General features: G+C 59.2%; 17 protein-coding genes and 1 tRNA gene. 14 read left to right on the top strand and 4 right to left on the bottom strand.

The genetic code is table 11. The annotated features are described in order from the left end of the window. Window positions 1–217: 217 nt before the first annotated feature. Entirely contained in the window at window positions 218–739 is a 522-nt protein-coding gene (locus tag V7Q10_RS13175; RefSeq protein ID WP_333869572.1) for a helix-turn-helix transcriptional regulator, read from the top strand. A gap of 347 nt (window positions 740–1,086) precedes the next feature. On the opposite strand, the gene V7Q10_RS13170 is transcribed toward V7Q10_RS13175, so the two are convergent. Continuing rightward, window positions 1,087–1,170: transfer RNA gene (locus V7Q10_RS13170), tRNA-Leu, on the bottom strand. 225 nt (window positions 1,171–1,395) lie between these two features. Between V7Q10_RS13170 and V7Q10_RS13165 the strand changes: the two genes are divergently transcribed. Continuing rightward, complete coding sequence (locus V7Q10_RS13165) at window positions 1,396–1,980, top strand: YqaA family protein (RefSeq protein ID WP_333869571.1); 585 nt, start codon at window positions 1,396–1,398, stop codon at window positions 1,978–1,980. A 6-nt stretch (window positions 1,981–1,986) separates the two neighbouring features. Then, on the top strand, window positions 1,987–2,448 hold the full coding sequence (locus V7Q10_RS13160; RefSeq protein WP_333869570.1) for a disulfide bond formation protein B: 462 nt from the start codon (window positions 1,987–1,989) through the stop codon (window positions 2,446–2,448). Window positions 2,449–2,453: 5 nt separating this feature from the next. Here V7Q10_RS13160 and V7Q10_RS13155 read toward each other — a convergent pair whose 3' ends face one another. Beyond that, the gene (locus V7Q10_RS13155) at window positions 2,454–3,617 is read right to left on the bottom strand and encodes a deoxyguanosinetriphosphate triphosphohydrolase (protein ID WP_333869573.1); all 1,164 of its coding nucleotides are present in this window, start codon (window positions 3,615–3,617) and stop codon (window positions 2,454–2,456) included. A gap of 123 nt (window positions 3,618–3,740) precedes the next feature. On the opposite strand from V7Q10_RS13155, the gene V7Q10_RS13150 reads away from it, so the two are divergent. From V7Q10_RS13150 to xth, 5 genes are all read left to right on the top strand, one after another. After that, a complete protein-coding gene (locus V7Q10_RS13150; protein WP_333869569.1) occupies window positions 3,741–4,676 on the top strand; it encodes a glycosyltransferase family 2 protein in 936 nt (311 codons plus the stop codon). Window positions 4,677–4,679: 3 nt separating this feature from the next. Further along, window positions 4,680–5,492, top strand: coding sequence for a hypothetical protein (locus tag V7Q10_RS13145; RefSeq protein ID WP_333869568.1), 813 nt, complete (start codon window positions 4,680–4,682; stop codon window positions 5,490–5,492). A gap of 65 nt (window positions 5,493–5,557) precedes the next feature. Further along, a complete protein-coding gene (locus V7Q10_RS13140) occupies window positions 5,558–5,884 on the top strand; it encodes a HesB/IscA family protein (protein WP_333869567.1) in 327 nt (108 codons plus the stop codon). Window positions 5,885–5,970: 86 nt separating this feature from the next. Next, complete coding sequence (locus V7Q10_RS13135; RefSeq protein ID WP_333869566.1) at window positions 5,971–6,624, top strand: hypothetical protein; 654 nt, start codon at window positions 5,971–5,973, stop codon at window positions 6,622–6,624. A gap of 55 nt (window positions 6,625–6,679) precedes the next feature. After that, window positions 6,680–7,459 carry an exodeoxyribonuclease III gene (gene xth, locus V7Q10_RS13130; RefSeq protein ID WP_333869565.1) on the top strand — a complete coding sequence of 260 codons (780 nt, stop codon included), beginning with the start codon at window positions 6,680–6,682 and terminating at the stop codon, window positions 7,457–7,459. On the opposite strand, the gene V7Q10_RS13125 is transcribed toward xth, so the two are convergent. Both V7Q10_RS13125 and dksA read right to left on the bottom strand, forming a co-directional pair. Beyond that, the gene (locus V7Q10_RS13125) at window positions 7,448–8,635 is read right to left on the bottom strand and encodes an FAD-dependent oxidoreductase (RefSeq protein WP_333869564.1); all 1,188 of its coding nucleotides are present in this window, start codon (window positions 8,633–8,635) and stop codon (window positions 7,448–7,450) included. The genes xth and V7Q10_RS13125 overlap by 12 nt on opposite strands. 66 nt (window positions 8,636–8,701) lie before the next feature. Next, window positions 8,702–9,124, bottom strand: a complete 423-nt coding sequence (gene dksA / locus V7Q10_RS13120) for an RNA polymerase-binding protein DksA (RefSeq protein WP_333869563.1) — start codon at window positions 9,122–9,124, stop codon at window positions 8,702–8,704. Between the two features lie 171 nt (window positions 9,125–9,295). On the opposite strand from dksA, the gene V7Q10_RS13115 reads away from it, so the two are divergent. The 6 genes from V7Q10_RS13115 (at window position 9,296) to V7Q10_RS13090 (ending at window position 14,515) form a co-directional block, all read left to right on the top strand. Next, the gene (locus V7Q10_RS13115; protein ID WP_333869562.1) at window positions 9,296–10,135 is read left to right on the top strand and encodes an AAA family ATPase; all 840 of its coding nucleotides are present in this window, start codon (window positions 9,296–9,298) and stop codon (window positions 10,133–10,135) included. Window positions 10,136–10,815: 680 nt separating this feature from the next. Then, window positions 10,816–12,189 (top strand): DUF2927 domain-containing protein, encoded by a 1,374-nt coding sequence (locus tag V7Q10_RS13110; RefSeq protein ID WP_333869561.1) that lies wholly within the window; start codon window positions 10,816–10,818, stop codon window positions 12,187–12,189. Window positions 12,190–12,226: 37 nt separating this feature from the next. Then, a complete protein-coding gene (locus tag V7Q10_RS13105; protein ID WP_333869560.1) occupies window positions 12,227–12,391 on the top strand; it encodes a hypothetical protein in 165 nt (54 codons plus the stop codon). 9 nt (window positions 12,392–12,400) lie between these two features. Beyond that, a complete protein-coding gene (locus V7Q10_RS13100) occupies window positions 12,401–13,582 on the top strand; it encodes a vWA domain-containing protein (protein ID WP_333869559.1) in 1,182 nt (393 codons plus the stop codon). Then, window positions 13,582–13,917 carry a hypothetical protein gene (locus tag V7Q10_RS13095; protein ID WP_333869558.1) on the top strand — a complete coding sequence of 112 codons (336 nt, stop codon included), beginning with the start codon at window positions 13,582–13,584 and terminating at the stop codon, window positions 13,915–13,917. The genes V7Q10_RS13100 and V7Q10_RS13095 overlap by 1 nt, the downstream gene beginning before the upstream one ends. 1 nt (window position 13,918) lies before the next feature. Next, window positions 13,919–14,515: a DedA family protein gene (locus tag V7Q10_RS13090; protein ID WP_333869557.1), complete on the top strand. Its 597-nt coding sequence runs from the start codon at window positions 13,919–13,921 to the stop codon at window positions 14,513–14,515. The last annotated feature ends 22 nt before the right edge of the window (window positions 14,516–14,537 follow it).

Here is a 14,537-nt window from a genome sequence, read left to right as displayed (position 1 = left end):
GTTTTTCATAGGACATCCGTTTCTAGGTTAGGGTCGACCTCGCCTGTGAGGTTCGGGTCGAGGTTATTTGAAAAACTCTAACAATTTCTGCATAGATCCGATATAAACGCGGGCTTAGAGGCAGCGGATTACTGGCGGTATAACGAAAGTTTATAGACTTTTTACAAGCTGCAATCATTTAGTCCGGCATCACGGGCATCAAAAAGGTGAGGCGAACATGCGGCGTGACCTGCGTAGAAACACGAAACTTGTCGGCTGGCTTTTTGGCAGTACAATCGTTTGCTTTACTTTTTTCAGTCTGGATGTGGCAAATGATCTGCGGGAACATCTGAAACTTGGGATTGCCTATTCTGGGTTCGAACTGATGCATCTGATTTTCGAGGGGATCAGCGTGATCACCTTGGGCGGCTGCATGTTCTTATTGTTCGATTATCTGGAAAGGCTTCGAAACTCGGAGCAAGAGGCAACCGAAACCTTGACCGCCCTGCGCAGTGATTTTGATGGTTTGCTTCAGCAACGCTTTGAGCAGTGGGACTTCTCTTCCGCCGAACGTGATGTTGCGCTTTTGATGCTCAGAGGCTTGAGCATGACAGAAATCGCTGACCTTCGCGAAACCCGTTCTGGGACAGTGAAGGTTCAGGCCCATAATGTTTTTAAAAAGTCGGGTGTAAACTCTCGGGTCGCATTCACCTCCTTGTTCATGGAAGAGTTCATTGATCTGGGCGTTGCCACAAAATAAAATAACGGAGACTAAAATGAAAAAGATCATCGGAGTTCTGGCCCTGATTTCGCTTGCTGCCTGTGTGCAGCCCCAAAGCAAGACCGGCCCAATCGTCATCACAAAGCCAGCAGGCCAAAACCTGAATCAATAATCTGGCGCGCAGTCCTGTGGCTGTCGAGGGATTATCTTTGACAGCGACGCCTGCGGCTTCTGCCTTCGCAGGCTTTCAAACTGCGCAATAGCCTGCCGCAGGCCAAAAAGGCGCGCGCGCCCTTGACCGAAAAGCCAGAAAAATTTGTGGGAATGTCGCCTACGATCTTCGGTTTAAGCAAAAGCCAAGCCACTGCTTATAAACAAAAGATTGGTGGTACCCGAGGTCGGACTCGAACCGACAAGCCTCTCGGCGGGGGATTTTGAATCCCCTGCGTCTACCATTCCACCACTCGGGCACTGAGGCGCGGTTTAGCGGGGCTGTGCTGCCTCGTCAACTGCTGTAATGCAGCTTTTGTGCGAAAGCTTTCGTCGATCTGCAAATTGTTTTGCGCAGCGTCACCCATAGCGGTGGGCAGCATGAAGAGTGGGCTCACAAAAAGGTGCAAATCGGCTTTTGGCGAGGGAAAGGCTTGACGGCTGGGGCACGCCATGGCCTTAAGAGCGCAAATTGGGAGGTGTAAATGTTTCGCAGCCTATATCATTGGACCCTGAAATGGGCGGGCTCGCGTCATGCGCCGGCCGCTTTGGGCACGGTGTCTTTTGTCGAAAGCTCGGTTTTCCCGATTCCTGCCGATGTTTTGTTCATTCCGATGGTCTTGTCGCGCCCCGAACAGGCTTACCGCTATGCGCTGATCGCCACGGTGACCTCGGTTTTGGGCGGTATTTTTGGCTGGATGGTTGGGCATTTCGCCTTTGATCTGATCGCCGCTCCGATGCTTGAATTTTATCACAAGATGGATGCGTTTAACGCGCTAAAGGATAAAACTGGCGACACCGCGATTTTGGTGATGCTGGTCACCTCGGGTCTGTCGCATATCCCGCCGATGAAGGTGGTGACGATTCTTTCGGGTGTGGTATCGTTTGATCTGAAGTGGTTCATCGCCTCAGCCATTGTGGCGCGCGGCGGGCGGTTCTATCTTTTGGCCTATTTGCTAAAAACCTACGGCAGCGCGATGGCGGTGTTTGTCGAGCGGCGGCTGGCTTGGATCATGCTAGGCCTTGTGGTTTTGCTGGCTTTGGCCTGGGCCGTGTTCAAGATGATGTGAGGCAGGATGACCCGTAACCAACTGACATGGATTGCTATGGCGGGCTCGGCTGCCCTGCTGCTGGGGGCCTTTGCCTTTCAATATTTAGGTGGTCTGCTGCCTTGCGTGCTGTGCATCTATCAGCGCTGGCCGCATGCGGTGGCGGTGCTGGCGGGCGTGCTGGGCCTAAGCCTTGGCGGGCGGGCTTGGCTGATTTTGGGCGCGGTTGCTGCGGCCACCACGTCGGCGATTGGCCTATATCACGCAGGCGTGGAGTTGCAGCTTTGGGAGGGTCTTGCCACCTGCACGGTTGACACCATGAAGGGTTTGAACACGGCAGATCTGTTGAACACCGATATCACGCTTGGAGCACCCGTGCGCTGCGATGCGGTGCCTTGGGCGCTGTTTGGCATCTCGATGGCGGGATGGAATGCGCTGGTCTCGGCAGGGCTATCGGTGATCTGGATTGGCGCTGCGCGGCAAAAGTAGGCAGCCTACCCCAACAGCCGCGCGCCCTCTTGCAGCGCAAAGCGGTCGGTCATCCCGGCCACATAATCCGCCACAATCCGCGCAAGTTCGGTTTGCGATTGCACCGCCTCGATGTCATGGCGCCATTCGGCGGGCAAAAGCGAGGTGTCAGCCATAAACAGCGGAAACAGCCCATTGACCACCTGCGTCACCTCGGTGCGCATCACCACAACCGAGGGCGCGCGATACATCCGCGTGAACAGGAACGACCGGATCGCTTTCAGCTCTTGATACAAGGGTTTGGAAAACCGGATGATGGTCAGCCCCATGTTGCGGATCTCTTCCACCGACTGCGGCTGTGCGGCCTCGAGCCTGCCTTGCGCCACCGCAATCACATCTTCCACCATGCGGCCAAACACCCGGCGCAGCGCCTCATGGCGGCGGCGCATCGGGTCCAGACCGGGGTAAAGCCGATCCACCTCTTCAAAGGCGGGGCCGGTGACCGGCAGTTGCATCAGATCGGCCTCGTCAAAAAGGCCCGAGCGCAAGCCGTCGTGCAGATCATGATGCGAATAGGCGACATCATCGGCAATCGCTGCCACCTGCGCCTCGGCGCTGGCATGGGTGGAAAGCTCCAGATCCCATTCGGCATTGACCTCGGCCAAGGCATAGGGCAGCGGCCCTGCGTGTTTGGCATCGGCATTGGCGCCGGTGACGGGGCCATTGTGCTTGGCAATGCCCTCAAGGCTTTCCCAAGTCAGGTTCAGCCCGTCAAAATCGGCGTAATGGCGCTCCAACCGCGTGACGATACGCAGGGCTTGGGCGTTGTGATCAAAGCCGCCATAGGGCGCCATCAGCGCCGCCAAAGCATCCTCGCCCGTGTGGCCAAAGGGGGTGTGGCCCAGATCATGCGCCAGCGCTATCGCCTCGGCCAGATCAGTGTTCAGCCCCAACACGCCCGAGATCGTGCGCGCCACCTGCGCCACCTCGATCGAATGGGTCAGGCGGGTGCGATAGTAATCGCCCTCGTGTTCGACAAAGACTTGGGTCTTGTGCTTTAGCCTGCGAAAGGCGCTGGAATGGATGATCCGATCCCGATCGCGCTGAAACGGCGAGCGGAAGGACGACATGCTTTCACTGTGCAAGCGGCCGCGCGATTGGTCGGGTTGGCAGGCATAGGGGGCAAGCATCGGGCCTCGGGGTTTGATATCCATGCCTCGTTTATAGCCGCCCTGCCCGCAGACGCCAGCGGTTTGGCTTGGCAGCGGCTTGGCGGACCGCTAAGAACAGATAAGTTTTCGCGGGATTGGCAGATGACAAAATTAACAGTGGCGGTGTTTTCCTATAACCGCGGCGCGTATTTAGAATTTTGTCTGGCCTCGCTGGCGCGCAACCTGCCGCAAGCGCAGGTGGTGGTCTATGATGATCTGTCTGATGATCCTGCGACCAAGGCGGTTTTGGCCGCCCTTAAGGTGCCCTTGGTGCAACCCTCAGCGGTGGCACGCGCCCAGCATGGCGGGCTTTACGTCAATATGGCGCGCGCCTTGGCCGAGGTCGAGACCGACTATCTGCTGTTTTTACAAGATGATATGCAGATTGTCCGCCCTGTAGATGACCAAGATTTCGCCGATATCGCCGCTATTTTTGACGCAGACCCCGATTGCGGCTTTGTCTCGCCCTTGTTCATGAAGGCCGGCATCGCGCGCAAACTGCGGGCGCAATACCAAACCGCAGCGGGTCTTGCCGCCTATCAAACCGCCCCCGAAATTCCCCGCGCCGAGATGCGCTTTGCCTTTGCCGATGTTTGCTTGGCCCATGTCGCCCGGCTGCGTGCGGCGGGCTTTGCCGTGCTTGAAGGCGAGGGCCATAATGAACGCCAAGCCCGCGAAAAATTCAGCCAAATGCCGCTGATGTCTGTGCCATTTGCATTTTACTGCCCCGAGGTGCCAACCTTTCGCAACCGCAAGCGGCCGCTCTCGGGGCAAATCGCGCGGCTGCGGCGGCGGCCCGAGGGTTTGGGCTATCACGACATGACAGCGGCCGAGGTCGCGGGCTTTCGCGCGCGCGACCCTGCGATCTGGCCCTTTGCCGAAGATTTCCTGACCCCGCAAAACCCGCAGGTGCGCAAACCCTTTGTGTTTCAAGATTTCCAAGGCCCGCTGGCCTTGCGGGTTCTGGCGCGGATCGAATATCTGCTGCTGTCGGGTGGGCGGCGCTTGCGGCGGATGCGCACCAAGTTGGGGATCTAAGCCATGAGCCTGTCCTCGTTTTTCGGCAAAGATTGGACCACGGCGCGCAACGGCAATTTGCGCTTTGTCGCCCGCCATCCGATCCTAAGCGAGATCGCCGATCAACTGGCCAGCTTTGATCTGGGCGATCTTACGGCACAGCGCGCGGCGATCTACGTGGGCGCGCATAGCTTTACCAAACGAATGCTGCCGCCCAGGCTTAAAATCGGCCTGCAAACCGAGCATTTTTATGATCAGACGGGGGCCAAGCTCTGGGGGCTGCCGTCGCGAGCCGCGATCCTGCGTTGGGCGCTGCAATATGATGTGCTGCTAGATGTCAGCCCCTTGAATGCGCCCGCCTATGGATTTTTGCCCGATATTTTGCGCCGCAAAATCAAATTTGGCCCGCATCTCTTTCCCGACAGCCTGCCCGCCTATGCCGGATCGAGCGGCGATCTGATCTTTTTTGGCGCGATGAACGATCAGCGCCGCGCCCAGATCAGCGCACTTGCTCCCCTGCAAAACATAAAGCTTTTGCCCTATGGCACCCATGGCGCAGCGCTTCAGGCACAGATTGCCAAATCGGGCGGCATTGTGAATTTGCATTTCAGCGCAGGCGTTTACAGTGAATATCCGCGGATTTTGACGGCGGCACTGGCCGGAAAGGTGATTTGGTCGGACCCTTTGGCGCAGCCTTTGATCTGCGGCCAGCATTATTTTGCCCTGACCGACAAGCCCAGCCTCGCCGAGCAATCTGCCGTCTATGACCGCTTTTGCAGCGACTTTGCCGCCAAGCACCGGCTTTCGGATTTTCTGCGCGCCGTGCTGCCGGCCTAAGCTTCCCTTGCGGCGGCGGCGCTGACGCCCTATCTTAACTCTGTGCCCGAGATAAGGATCACGCCATGAATATGCCTCCCCGCGTTACTGACCGCGCCTTCGCGCGCATTGCCGAGATTGCCGCGATGACGGGTCAGGCCAAATCGCTGCGCGTGGCGGTCGAAGGCGGCGGCTGTTCTGGCTTTCAATATGACATCAAGCTGGACGATCCGGCAGCAGATGATCTGGTGCTTGAACAGGCTGGCCAAAAAGTGCTGGTCGATCAGATTTCGCTGCCTTTTTTGTCAAACGCGGTGATTGATTTTACCGAAGAGCTGATCGGCGCGCGCTTCGTCATTGAAAACCCCAATGCCAGCAGTTCTTGCGGCTGTGGGACGTCTTTTTCGATCTAAACGCGTTTTTCACGATTGATGCGCTAGATTTCGCAAAAAGTTGGAGAAATTGCGTGAGTACTATCCTAATTCTTGGGTCTGCCCCGATGGCCCTACAAACGGCGGTTTGGTCGCGCAAGGGCTTTGACAAGATCGTGGCGATCAACAACGCCTATCGCATTCGTCCCGATTGGGATTATGCGATCTACCCTTGGGATTTCCCCTCCGAGCGGCATCCAGTCGCAGGCCCCGGGCAGCGGCTGGTGACGGAAAGCGAATTTGTGCCGGCACAAAACGCCTATGGCGGCTTTGTTTATGCGGGGGCTACCATGGCCTATACGGCGGCCTATTGGGCGCTGGCACAGCTGCGACCCAAGGTTATCGCGGTTTTTGGCTGCGATATGCACTATCCAGCCGGAGAAGAGACGCATTTTTATGGGCAAGGCAGCCCCGACCCCCTGCGCGCCGACATCACTCTGCGCGACCTTGAAGCGAAATCGGCACGGCTGATGATTTTGGCGGCGATGCAGGGCTGTGCGATGGTCAATCTGTCAAAGGGTCCGTCGCGGCTGCTGTTTGCGCGTGGCGATGTCGCCTCTGCGCGTCTGCCTGATTTTGATGCAGCCAAGGCCCAGGCTGCTTTGGCGCGCGAGGAAGAGTTGGGCTATGTCAGTGCTTCTGGCCGCTATTGGGAAGAGCTGTCACGCTTTGACGTCGCCGAAATCGACGCGCTGGATGCGATGTGGCGGGCGGCGCTATAGGCTTGCTTGCCCCCTGCCCTGCCCCTAGAACGGATCCAAAATAAGGGAGCCGCCGATGAAAATCGCCACATTCAACATCAATGGCATCAAGGCGCGGATCGAGGCGCTGCCAGCGTGGCTTGCCGCAGCCCAGCCCGATGTCGCCTGCCTGCAAGAGATCAAATCGGTCGACGAGGCCTTCCCGCGCGAGCTGTTCGAGGCGATGGGCTACCGCGTGGAAACCCATGGTCAGAAAAGCTTTAACGGCGTGGCGATCCTGTCGAAACTGCCGCTCGAGGATGTGGTGCGCGGCCTGCCCGGCGACGCGGCAGACGAGCAGGCGCGCTGGATCGAGGCCACGGTGATCGGTCAGCGCGCGGTGCGGGTTTGCGGGCTGTATCTGCCGAATGGCAATCCGGTTCCAGGGCCGAAATACGACTATAAACTTGCTTGGATGGCGCGGATGCAGGCACGGGTTGAAACTCTGTTGCAGCTGGAAGAGCCCTTGGTCTGCTGTGGCGATTACAATGTGATCCCGCAGGCCGAAGATGCCGCCAAGCCCGAACTTTGGCTTGAGGATGCGCTTTATCTGCCGCAAACCCGCGCGGCCTTTCGCAGGCTTTTGAACCTTGGCCTGACCGAGGCGTTTCGCGCCTGCAATCAGGCGGCGGGGCAGTATTCCTTTTGGGATTATCAAGCCGGCGCTTGGGAGCGCAACAACGGCATTCGCATCGACCACCACCTGCTGTCGCCGCAAGCCGCCGATTTGCTGCGCGATTGCCAGATCGACAAGCAGGTGCGGGCGGGCGAAAAGCCTTCGGACCATGTGCCGGTCTGGATCGAACTAGACGCCTGAGGCGGTGACGTCAAAGCCGTAAAGCCAGTCAAAGCGCTGCAAGGGCAGCGCGGGTGCGATCTTGGCCCCCAAACGCAGCCCCGCATGCGCCAGACTGCGGCTTAGGCCCGACAGATGATAGGCACGCGCATTGCCGGTCGCGGCCGCCACAATCCGCGCGCAGCGCGGCGCGCGCGCGGCCTGATAGGCGGCCAGCGCCTGCGCCTGAGGCTTGCGCGCCAACAGATCGGCCAAGACCCAAGCGTCTTCCAACCCCATCGAGGCCCCCTGCGCCAGAAACGGCAGGGTCGGATGTGCGGCATCTCCAAGGATGGCCACGGCACCCTCAGGCAGGATCTTAGTCCAAAAGGCAGCAACCGGATGGCGAAACAGCCCCCAAAGATGCGGCTCTTGCACCTGATCAAGCCAGCCCCGCACCCTTGGGGAAAAGCCCGAAAACGCGCTGCGCAAGGCCTGCGGATCATCACGCTGTGACCAGCTTTCGGCGGCCCAGCCTTTGCGCTCTTCCACCGCGACGATATTGCGCAACCGCGTGTTGCGCAGCGGATAGCTGACCAAATGCCGCCCCGCGCCCATATGCACCTCGGCCACGGGGGCGGCAACAGATTCAGCGGGGATCAGCGCGCGCCAAGCGACTTGGCCAGTGAAAAACGCGGTTTCTACGCCATTCAGCGCCGTGCGGGCCACTGAATGCAGACCATCGGCGCCGATCAACAGATCGGTCCAGCGTGGCGCGCCGTGCTGCATCGCAAGCATGGGGCGCAGACCAGACAGATCAAGGGTTTCAACCTTTTGCCCCAGTTCTATCGTCACCCCAGCCGCTTGGGCTGTCTTGGCCAATATCGCGATCAAATCGGCGCGGTGCAGGAAATAATAGGGCTGATCTGGCCGCAAGCCCGCCAGATCCAGCCGCAGCACAAGCGATGCGTCACGCCCGTCGCGCAGCTCGACAGCCGCAGCCCGCATCGCAGCAGCCTTGATCTGATCCGCCAGCCCCAAAGCCATCAGCACCCGCCCGCCATTGGGCGAGATTTGCAGCCCCGCCCCCACTTCGCGGATCGCATCGGCCTGCTCTAGCACCGTCACGCGCGCACCATGACGCGCCAAGGCCAGCGCTGAGGCAAGCCCGGCAATACCTGCGCCCAGCACGGTGATCTCTTTGCCTGCAAGCCTCATCCTGTGCCCCCGAATGAAAACGCCGGTCCCAAGCAGGGGCCGGCGTGATGTCTTGTGACCTAAGGCTCAGTCGTCGCGGTGGACTTTTTCGCGCCGCTCGTGCTTTTCTTGCGCCTCAAGCGTCATGGTCGCGATCGGACGCGCATCCAGCCGCTTTAGGCTGATCGGCTCGCCGGTCATGTCGCAATAGCCAAACTCGCCCGACTCGATCCGGCGCAGCGCTGCGTCAATTTTCGACACCAACTTGCGCTGACGATCCCGCGTGCGCAGTTCCAGCGCACGGTCGGTTTCCTCAGACGCGCGATCTGCGATATCGGGCACATTGCGGCCCGAGTCTTGCAGATTGTCGATGGTCTCGGCCGATTGGCCAAGCAATTCTTGCTTCCAGATGATCAGCTTGCGGCGGAAATATTCCAGCTGCCGCTCGTTCATGAAAGGCTCATCCTCGGCAGGACGATAGTCGTCTGACAAAAAGACTTCCGCTTTCATCTTAGCACTCTCCACTTTCTCAGGGCGCGCATCCAGGTGGGCTATTATCTTAACGCGCTCCTGCTTGAGCGAGCATCTAAAGGAAAGCTTAAGGATTGTCACTAGCGGTTGCGCGTTTTTCGCAGCAAGGTTAAGTTGGGCCTAAATCAGCCAAAACATACTGAGAACGCTATGAAATTTGCCTCTACCGATGCCTATATCGTGGCCGAGGATTTGAAAATTGCGGTGAATGCGGCTGTGACTTTGCAGCGCCCGCTTCTGGTTAAGGGCGAACCGGGCACCGGGAAAACTGAATTGGCGCGGCAAGTCTCGCAGGCCTTGGATATGCCTTTGATCGAGTGGAACGTGAAATCGACCACCAAGGCGCAGCAAGGGCTTTACGAATATGACGCGGTCAGCCGTCTGCGCGACAGCCAATTGGGCGAGGCCCGCGTGCATGAGGTGGGCAATTACATCCGCAAGGGCAAGCTGTGGCAGGCCTTTGAGGCTCCCGCGCGGGTGGTGCTGCTGATTGACGAAATCGACAAGGCCGATATCGAATTTCCCAATGATCTGTTGCAAGAATTGGACCGGATGGAGTTTCATGTCTATGAGACCGGCCAGACCATTCGCGCGGCACAACGTCCGGTTGTGATTATCACATCGAACAATGAAAAAGATCTGCCAGATGCGTTTTTGCGCCGCTGTTTTTTCCACTATATCCGCTTTCCGGAACCCGAGGTTCTGGCCGCCATCGTGCGGGTACATTTCCCCCAGATTAAACCCGACTTGCTGGCGACGGCGCTGACACAGTTCTTCGAGATCCGCGAGACACCAGGGCTGAAGAAGAAACCCTCGACCTCCGAGGTGCTGGATTGGCTCAAGCTTTTGTTGGCCGAAGACCTGTCTCCTGCGGATCTGCGTCGCGAGGGCAAACACGCTTTGCCCACCCTGCATGGCGCGCTGTTGAAGAACGAACAAGATGTGCATCTGTTCGAGCGACTGGCGTTTATGGCGCGGCGAGATCGTTAACCGAAAATTAGAGAATCGGGCGATTCTGCCAAGGTTTAGCCATAGTCTTGACATAATGTAATCACGAAACCGGCTCATTGTGTAATATGCTGAAACAATCCGCGATCCCGCAGGGGAAAATCTGGCGCTTTGGATCAAAATAACCTCCATGGGTAGATTCAGCCTAAAGCCGCGAAAACCCAAAGATTGACATGATGGTGCCCCTAAACGGACACTGGCGACCTGTTGACTGGCGTCTTAAGTGGTGACGTTTTGGGTAAGGCTTTTGATGGACGACGCTGACATCTTTCGGCAAGACACCGCCCCGCGCTTTGGGATGGGCCGAGATATGCTTGCGCGCTATCGGCGGGGGCTGCTGCGGCTTCCCGTTGTGCCGGCCGCCAAAACGGCAGCCGCTTATGAGGCCAGAGGCGCGGTAGATCGCGGGCTTTGGTCTTCGCTGTATCCCTGTCGTGTCGCGCTGAAAGCTGGTCTGCTCCGGTTTTGTGGCGCGCTTGTGCAGGGCTCTGGCACGGTGAAGGCGCAGCTTTGGTCTGGATCAGTTCGATCAGCGGCAGCGGATGCGGGGGCATCCGTTGGGCGTTGTCTGACCAGACTTTCGCCTGCGATCTACCGCGCTTTTTCGTGTGTACGGAGGGCCTTTGCGCCCTCTCAACCCTGTATAGATGAGCTGCCAAGCTATGCGTCATATTCCAATGCTTGCCCTTTGCGTCCTGACGGCCTGTATGCCCGCCCCGACGGCACAGGTGTCCAAAAGCTATTCCGAAGACAATACCAGCAGTATCGCCTTTGGCGCGATGCAAGACTTTGGCGGCGGACCGCGACCCTATAAATCGCGCCCGAATGCCGAAATCGCGCGCGATTTTCTGGATCTGGAGTTCCGGATGGAAAGCGGGCGTGCAAATCCCAATCTCAGCCGCTTTGAGGGGCCGATTTCGGTCAAGCTACAAGGGGCGGTGCCTGCCACTGCGCCTGCCGAGATGGGGCGGGTGCTGAACCGGCTGCGCAATGAGGCGGGGTTAGAGGTCAGCTTTGCTGCACCCGGGGCCAGCGCCTCGGTGACGATCGAGTTTCTGCCGCGGACCGAGATGCGGCGGGTGGTGCCGATGGCGGCCTGTTTTACTGTGCCGCGGGTGCAATCTTGGGCCGAATATCAAGCCGAACGGCGCGGACCAAAGCTGGATTGGACCACCGTCACCCGCCGCGACCATGTCTCGATCTTCATCCCCTCAGACGCCGCCCCGCAAGAGCTGCGCGATTGTCTGAACGAGGAAACTGCACAATCCATGGGCCCGCTGAACGATCTGTATCGGCTGCCCGATTCAATTTTTAATGACGACAATTTCAACTCGGTGCTGACCAACTTTGACATGCTGATCCTGCGGCTGCATTACGCGCCCGAATTGCGCAGCGGCATGAATGAGGCCGAGGTCGCCAAGTATCTGCCGGCGCTGCTGGACCGCTTTAACCCAGCCGGAGCCTATGCGGGCAAACATATCGGCGATATTGCGCCGCGTGTCTGGATCGCGCAGGTCGAGGCCGCCTTTGGCCCGCGTGGCACCGCCAATCAACGGCTTTCGGCAGCCAATCAAATGGTCAGCATCGCCATGGCGCAGGGCTGGCGCGACAACCGGCTGGCCTTTAGTCTTTATGCCAAGGGCCGCTCGCTTGCCACCAGCCAGCCTGCGACGGCGGTGCAGGTGCTGCGCCAAGCCGCGCAGATCTATCGCAGCCTTCCCAATGCGCAGGTGCATCTGGCCCATGTCGATATGCAGCTTGCCGCCATCGCCTTGACCTCTGGGCAGAACGCCACCGCCATAGCCTTTGCCGACCGTGCGATTCCGGTGGTACAAGCGGCTGAAAATGCGTCACTTTTGGCAACCTTGATGCTGATCAAGGCCGAGGCGCTGGAAAACACCGGCGAAGTGGCGCAAGCGCGGGCGCTGCGTCTCGACAGTCTGGGCTGGGCGCGCTATGGCTTTGGCTCGGATCAGCAGGTGCGGGCTCGGATGGCGGAAATCGCCTCTCTGGGCGCACGCGGCGCGCGCGGGTAGGTGTTAAAGCCCTGCCCTAGACATAAGGGGCAGGGTTTTGATCGTCATCGGCGGCTTTTTTCTGGGGGCAGTTTTTGGCGCTGTCTTGGCGCTTCGGCGCGGCGGGCGCAAATTGGATGCGCTGCAATATGGCGCGGGATTTGCGATTTTCTTCACGCTGATCGGGCTATTTTTGACGATCTTTTTGGAACGCATGCTGTAAGAGGCCAAGATGTTCCTGCCCTTCTTTCAAGCCATGCGGCAAGAGGGCGTACCCGTCAGCCTGCGCGAATTCCTGGTGTTTATGGAAGCTCTGGCCGCAGGGCTGGTGACCTACGACCCCGAGGGGTTTTATTACCTTGCCCGCGCGCTGATGGTGAAAGACGAGCGTCACATCGACCGCTTTGACCGCGCCTTTGCCCAAAGCTTTCAGGGGCTTGAGGCGATCTCGCCCGCCGAGGTGTTGCAGGCCTTAGATTTGCCCGCAGAATGGCTGGAAAAGCTTGCCGAAAAGCATCTAACTGCCGAGGAGCGCGCCGCAATTTCGGCTTTGGGCGGCTTTGAGGCGCTGATGCAAACCCTCAAAGACCGGCTGGCCGAGCAAAAGGCGCGCCATCAAGGCGGCAGCAAGTGGATCGGCACTGCTGGCACCTCGCCCTTTGGCGCTTATGGCTATAACCCGGAAGGCGTGCGGATTGGCCAAGATCAAAGCCGCCATCAGCGCGCGGTTAAGGTCTGGGACAAGCGCGAATTTCGCAATCTGGACGACCGCGCCGAGCTTAGCAGCCGCTCGATCAAAGTGGCGCTGCGGCGCTTGCGCAAATGGGCGCGCGATGGGGCCAGCGAGGAACTGGATCTGGACGGCACCATCCGCGCCACCGCCCAGCAAGGCTGGCTGGATGTGCAGCTGCGCCCCGAACGCAGAAATGCGGTCAAGGTACTGATCTTCTTTGATATTGGCGGCTCGATGGACCCCTATATCACCCTGATGGAAGAGCTGTTTTCCGCCGCGCGCGCCGAGTTCAAACATCTGGTGCCGTTTTATTTTCACAACTGCCTTTACGAAGGCGTTTGGCGCGACAACGCGCGGCGCTGGGATGATCAGACGCCCACTTGGGACGTTTTGCGCAGCTATGGCACCGATTACAAAGCGATATTTGTCGGCGATGCCTCGATGAGCCCCTATGAGGTTTTGCACCCCGGTGGCGCCAATGAACATTGGAACGCCGAGGCCGGTCAAGTCTGGTTGCAGCGCGCCTGTGCGCAATGGCCCAACCATCTGTGGATCAACCCCGTGCCAGAGGCGCATTGGGGCTACACCCAGTCCATCCGCCTGATCAGCCAGATCTTTGAAGGCCGCATGGTGCCGATGACCTTGGAAGGCCTGTCGACTGGCATAAAGGCGTTACGTTGATGCGCAGGCTTTGGCGGCATCATCCCTATCTGGTGGCAAGCTTTGTTCTGGCCACGGTGCTGACGCTGTTTTTTGCGGGCAGGCTGGTGCGGCAAACTCTCTATTGGTCGGACCCCGCGCATCACCAAGAACAGCTGCAAGGCTGGATGACGCTGGGCTATGTCGCGAAATCATGGCACCTGCCCGCAGCCGAAATCGCGGCGGCTCTGGGCATAGACCCCAGCCAGCGCCCGCAGCCCCTGTCCGAAATCGCAAAAGCGCGCGGGATCCCCGAGGCGCAGCTGATCGGCGCGGTTCAGGCCGCCATCGCCGATTTTGCGGCAAAGGCGCCCTAGCATGACCGAATGGCTTTTGGCCTTGGTGCCGACCTATGGGCTGTGGCTGTTGGCGGCGGGCACCTTCCTGTCTTGCCTTGCGCTGCCGATCCCGGCCTCGATCCTGATGCTGACGGCGGGTGGTTTTGTGGCGGCGGGGGATTTGGCGCTGCTGCCCAGCCTTGCGGCTGCGGCCACGGGCGGGATTGCGGGCGATCAGCTGGGGTTTTGGATCGGGCGCAGGTTTGGCGCACCGCTGTTGGCGCGTATGCAGCGCAACCCCGCGCGGGCGCATCTGCTGGCGCGCGCCGTCGAGGTCTTGGAAAAGCGCGGGCTTCAGGGCGTGTTTTTGTCGCGCTGGCTGTTCAGCCCCTTGGGGCCTTGGGTCAATCTGACGGCGGGCAGCGCGGGCTATGACTGGCGCCGCTTTAGCCTTGCGGGGGGGACGGGCGAGGCGGTTTGGGCGGGGCTTTATATAGGCTTTGGCTACGGCTTTGCCGGCAATATCGAGGCTGCGACCGAGATGCTGGGCTCTGTTCTGGGGCTTTTGGCTGCGGGCACGGTGATGATCGGCCTTGCGATTTGGCTGCGACATTTGCACCACAGCCACCGGCCCTAAGTTGCAATCGCGCCGCCCTGCC

It is taken from the genome of Cypionkella sp., from assembly GCF_036782355.1.
Lineage (GTDB): Bacteria > Pseudomonadota > Alphaproteobacteria > Rhodobacterales > Rhodobacteraceae > Cypionkella.
The sequence above is the reverse complement of the archived record's forward strand: the minus strand, read 5'-3'. Positions and strand labels throughout refer to the sequence as shown.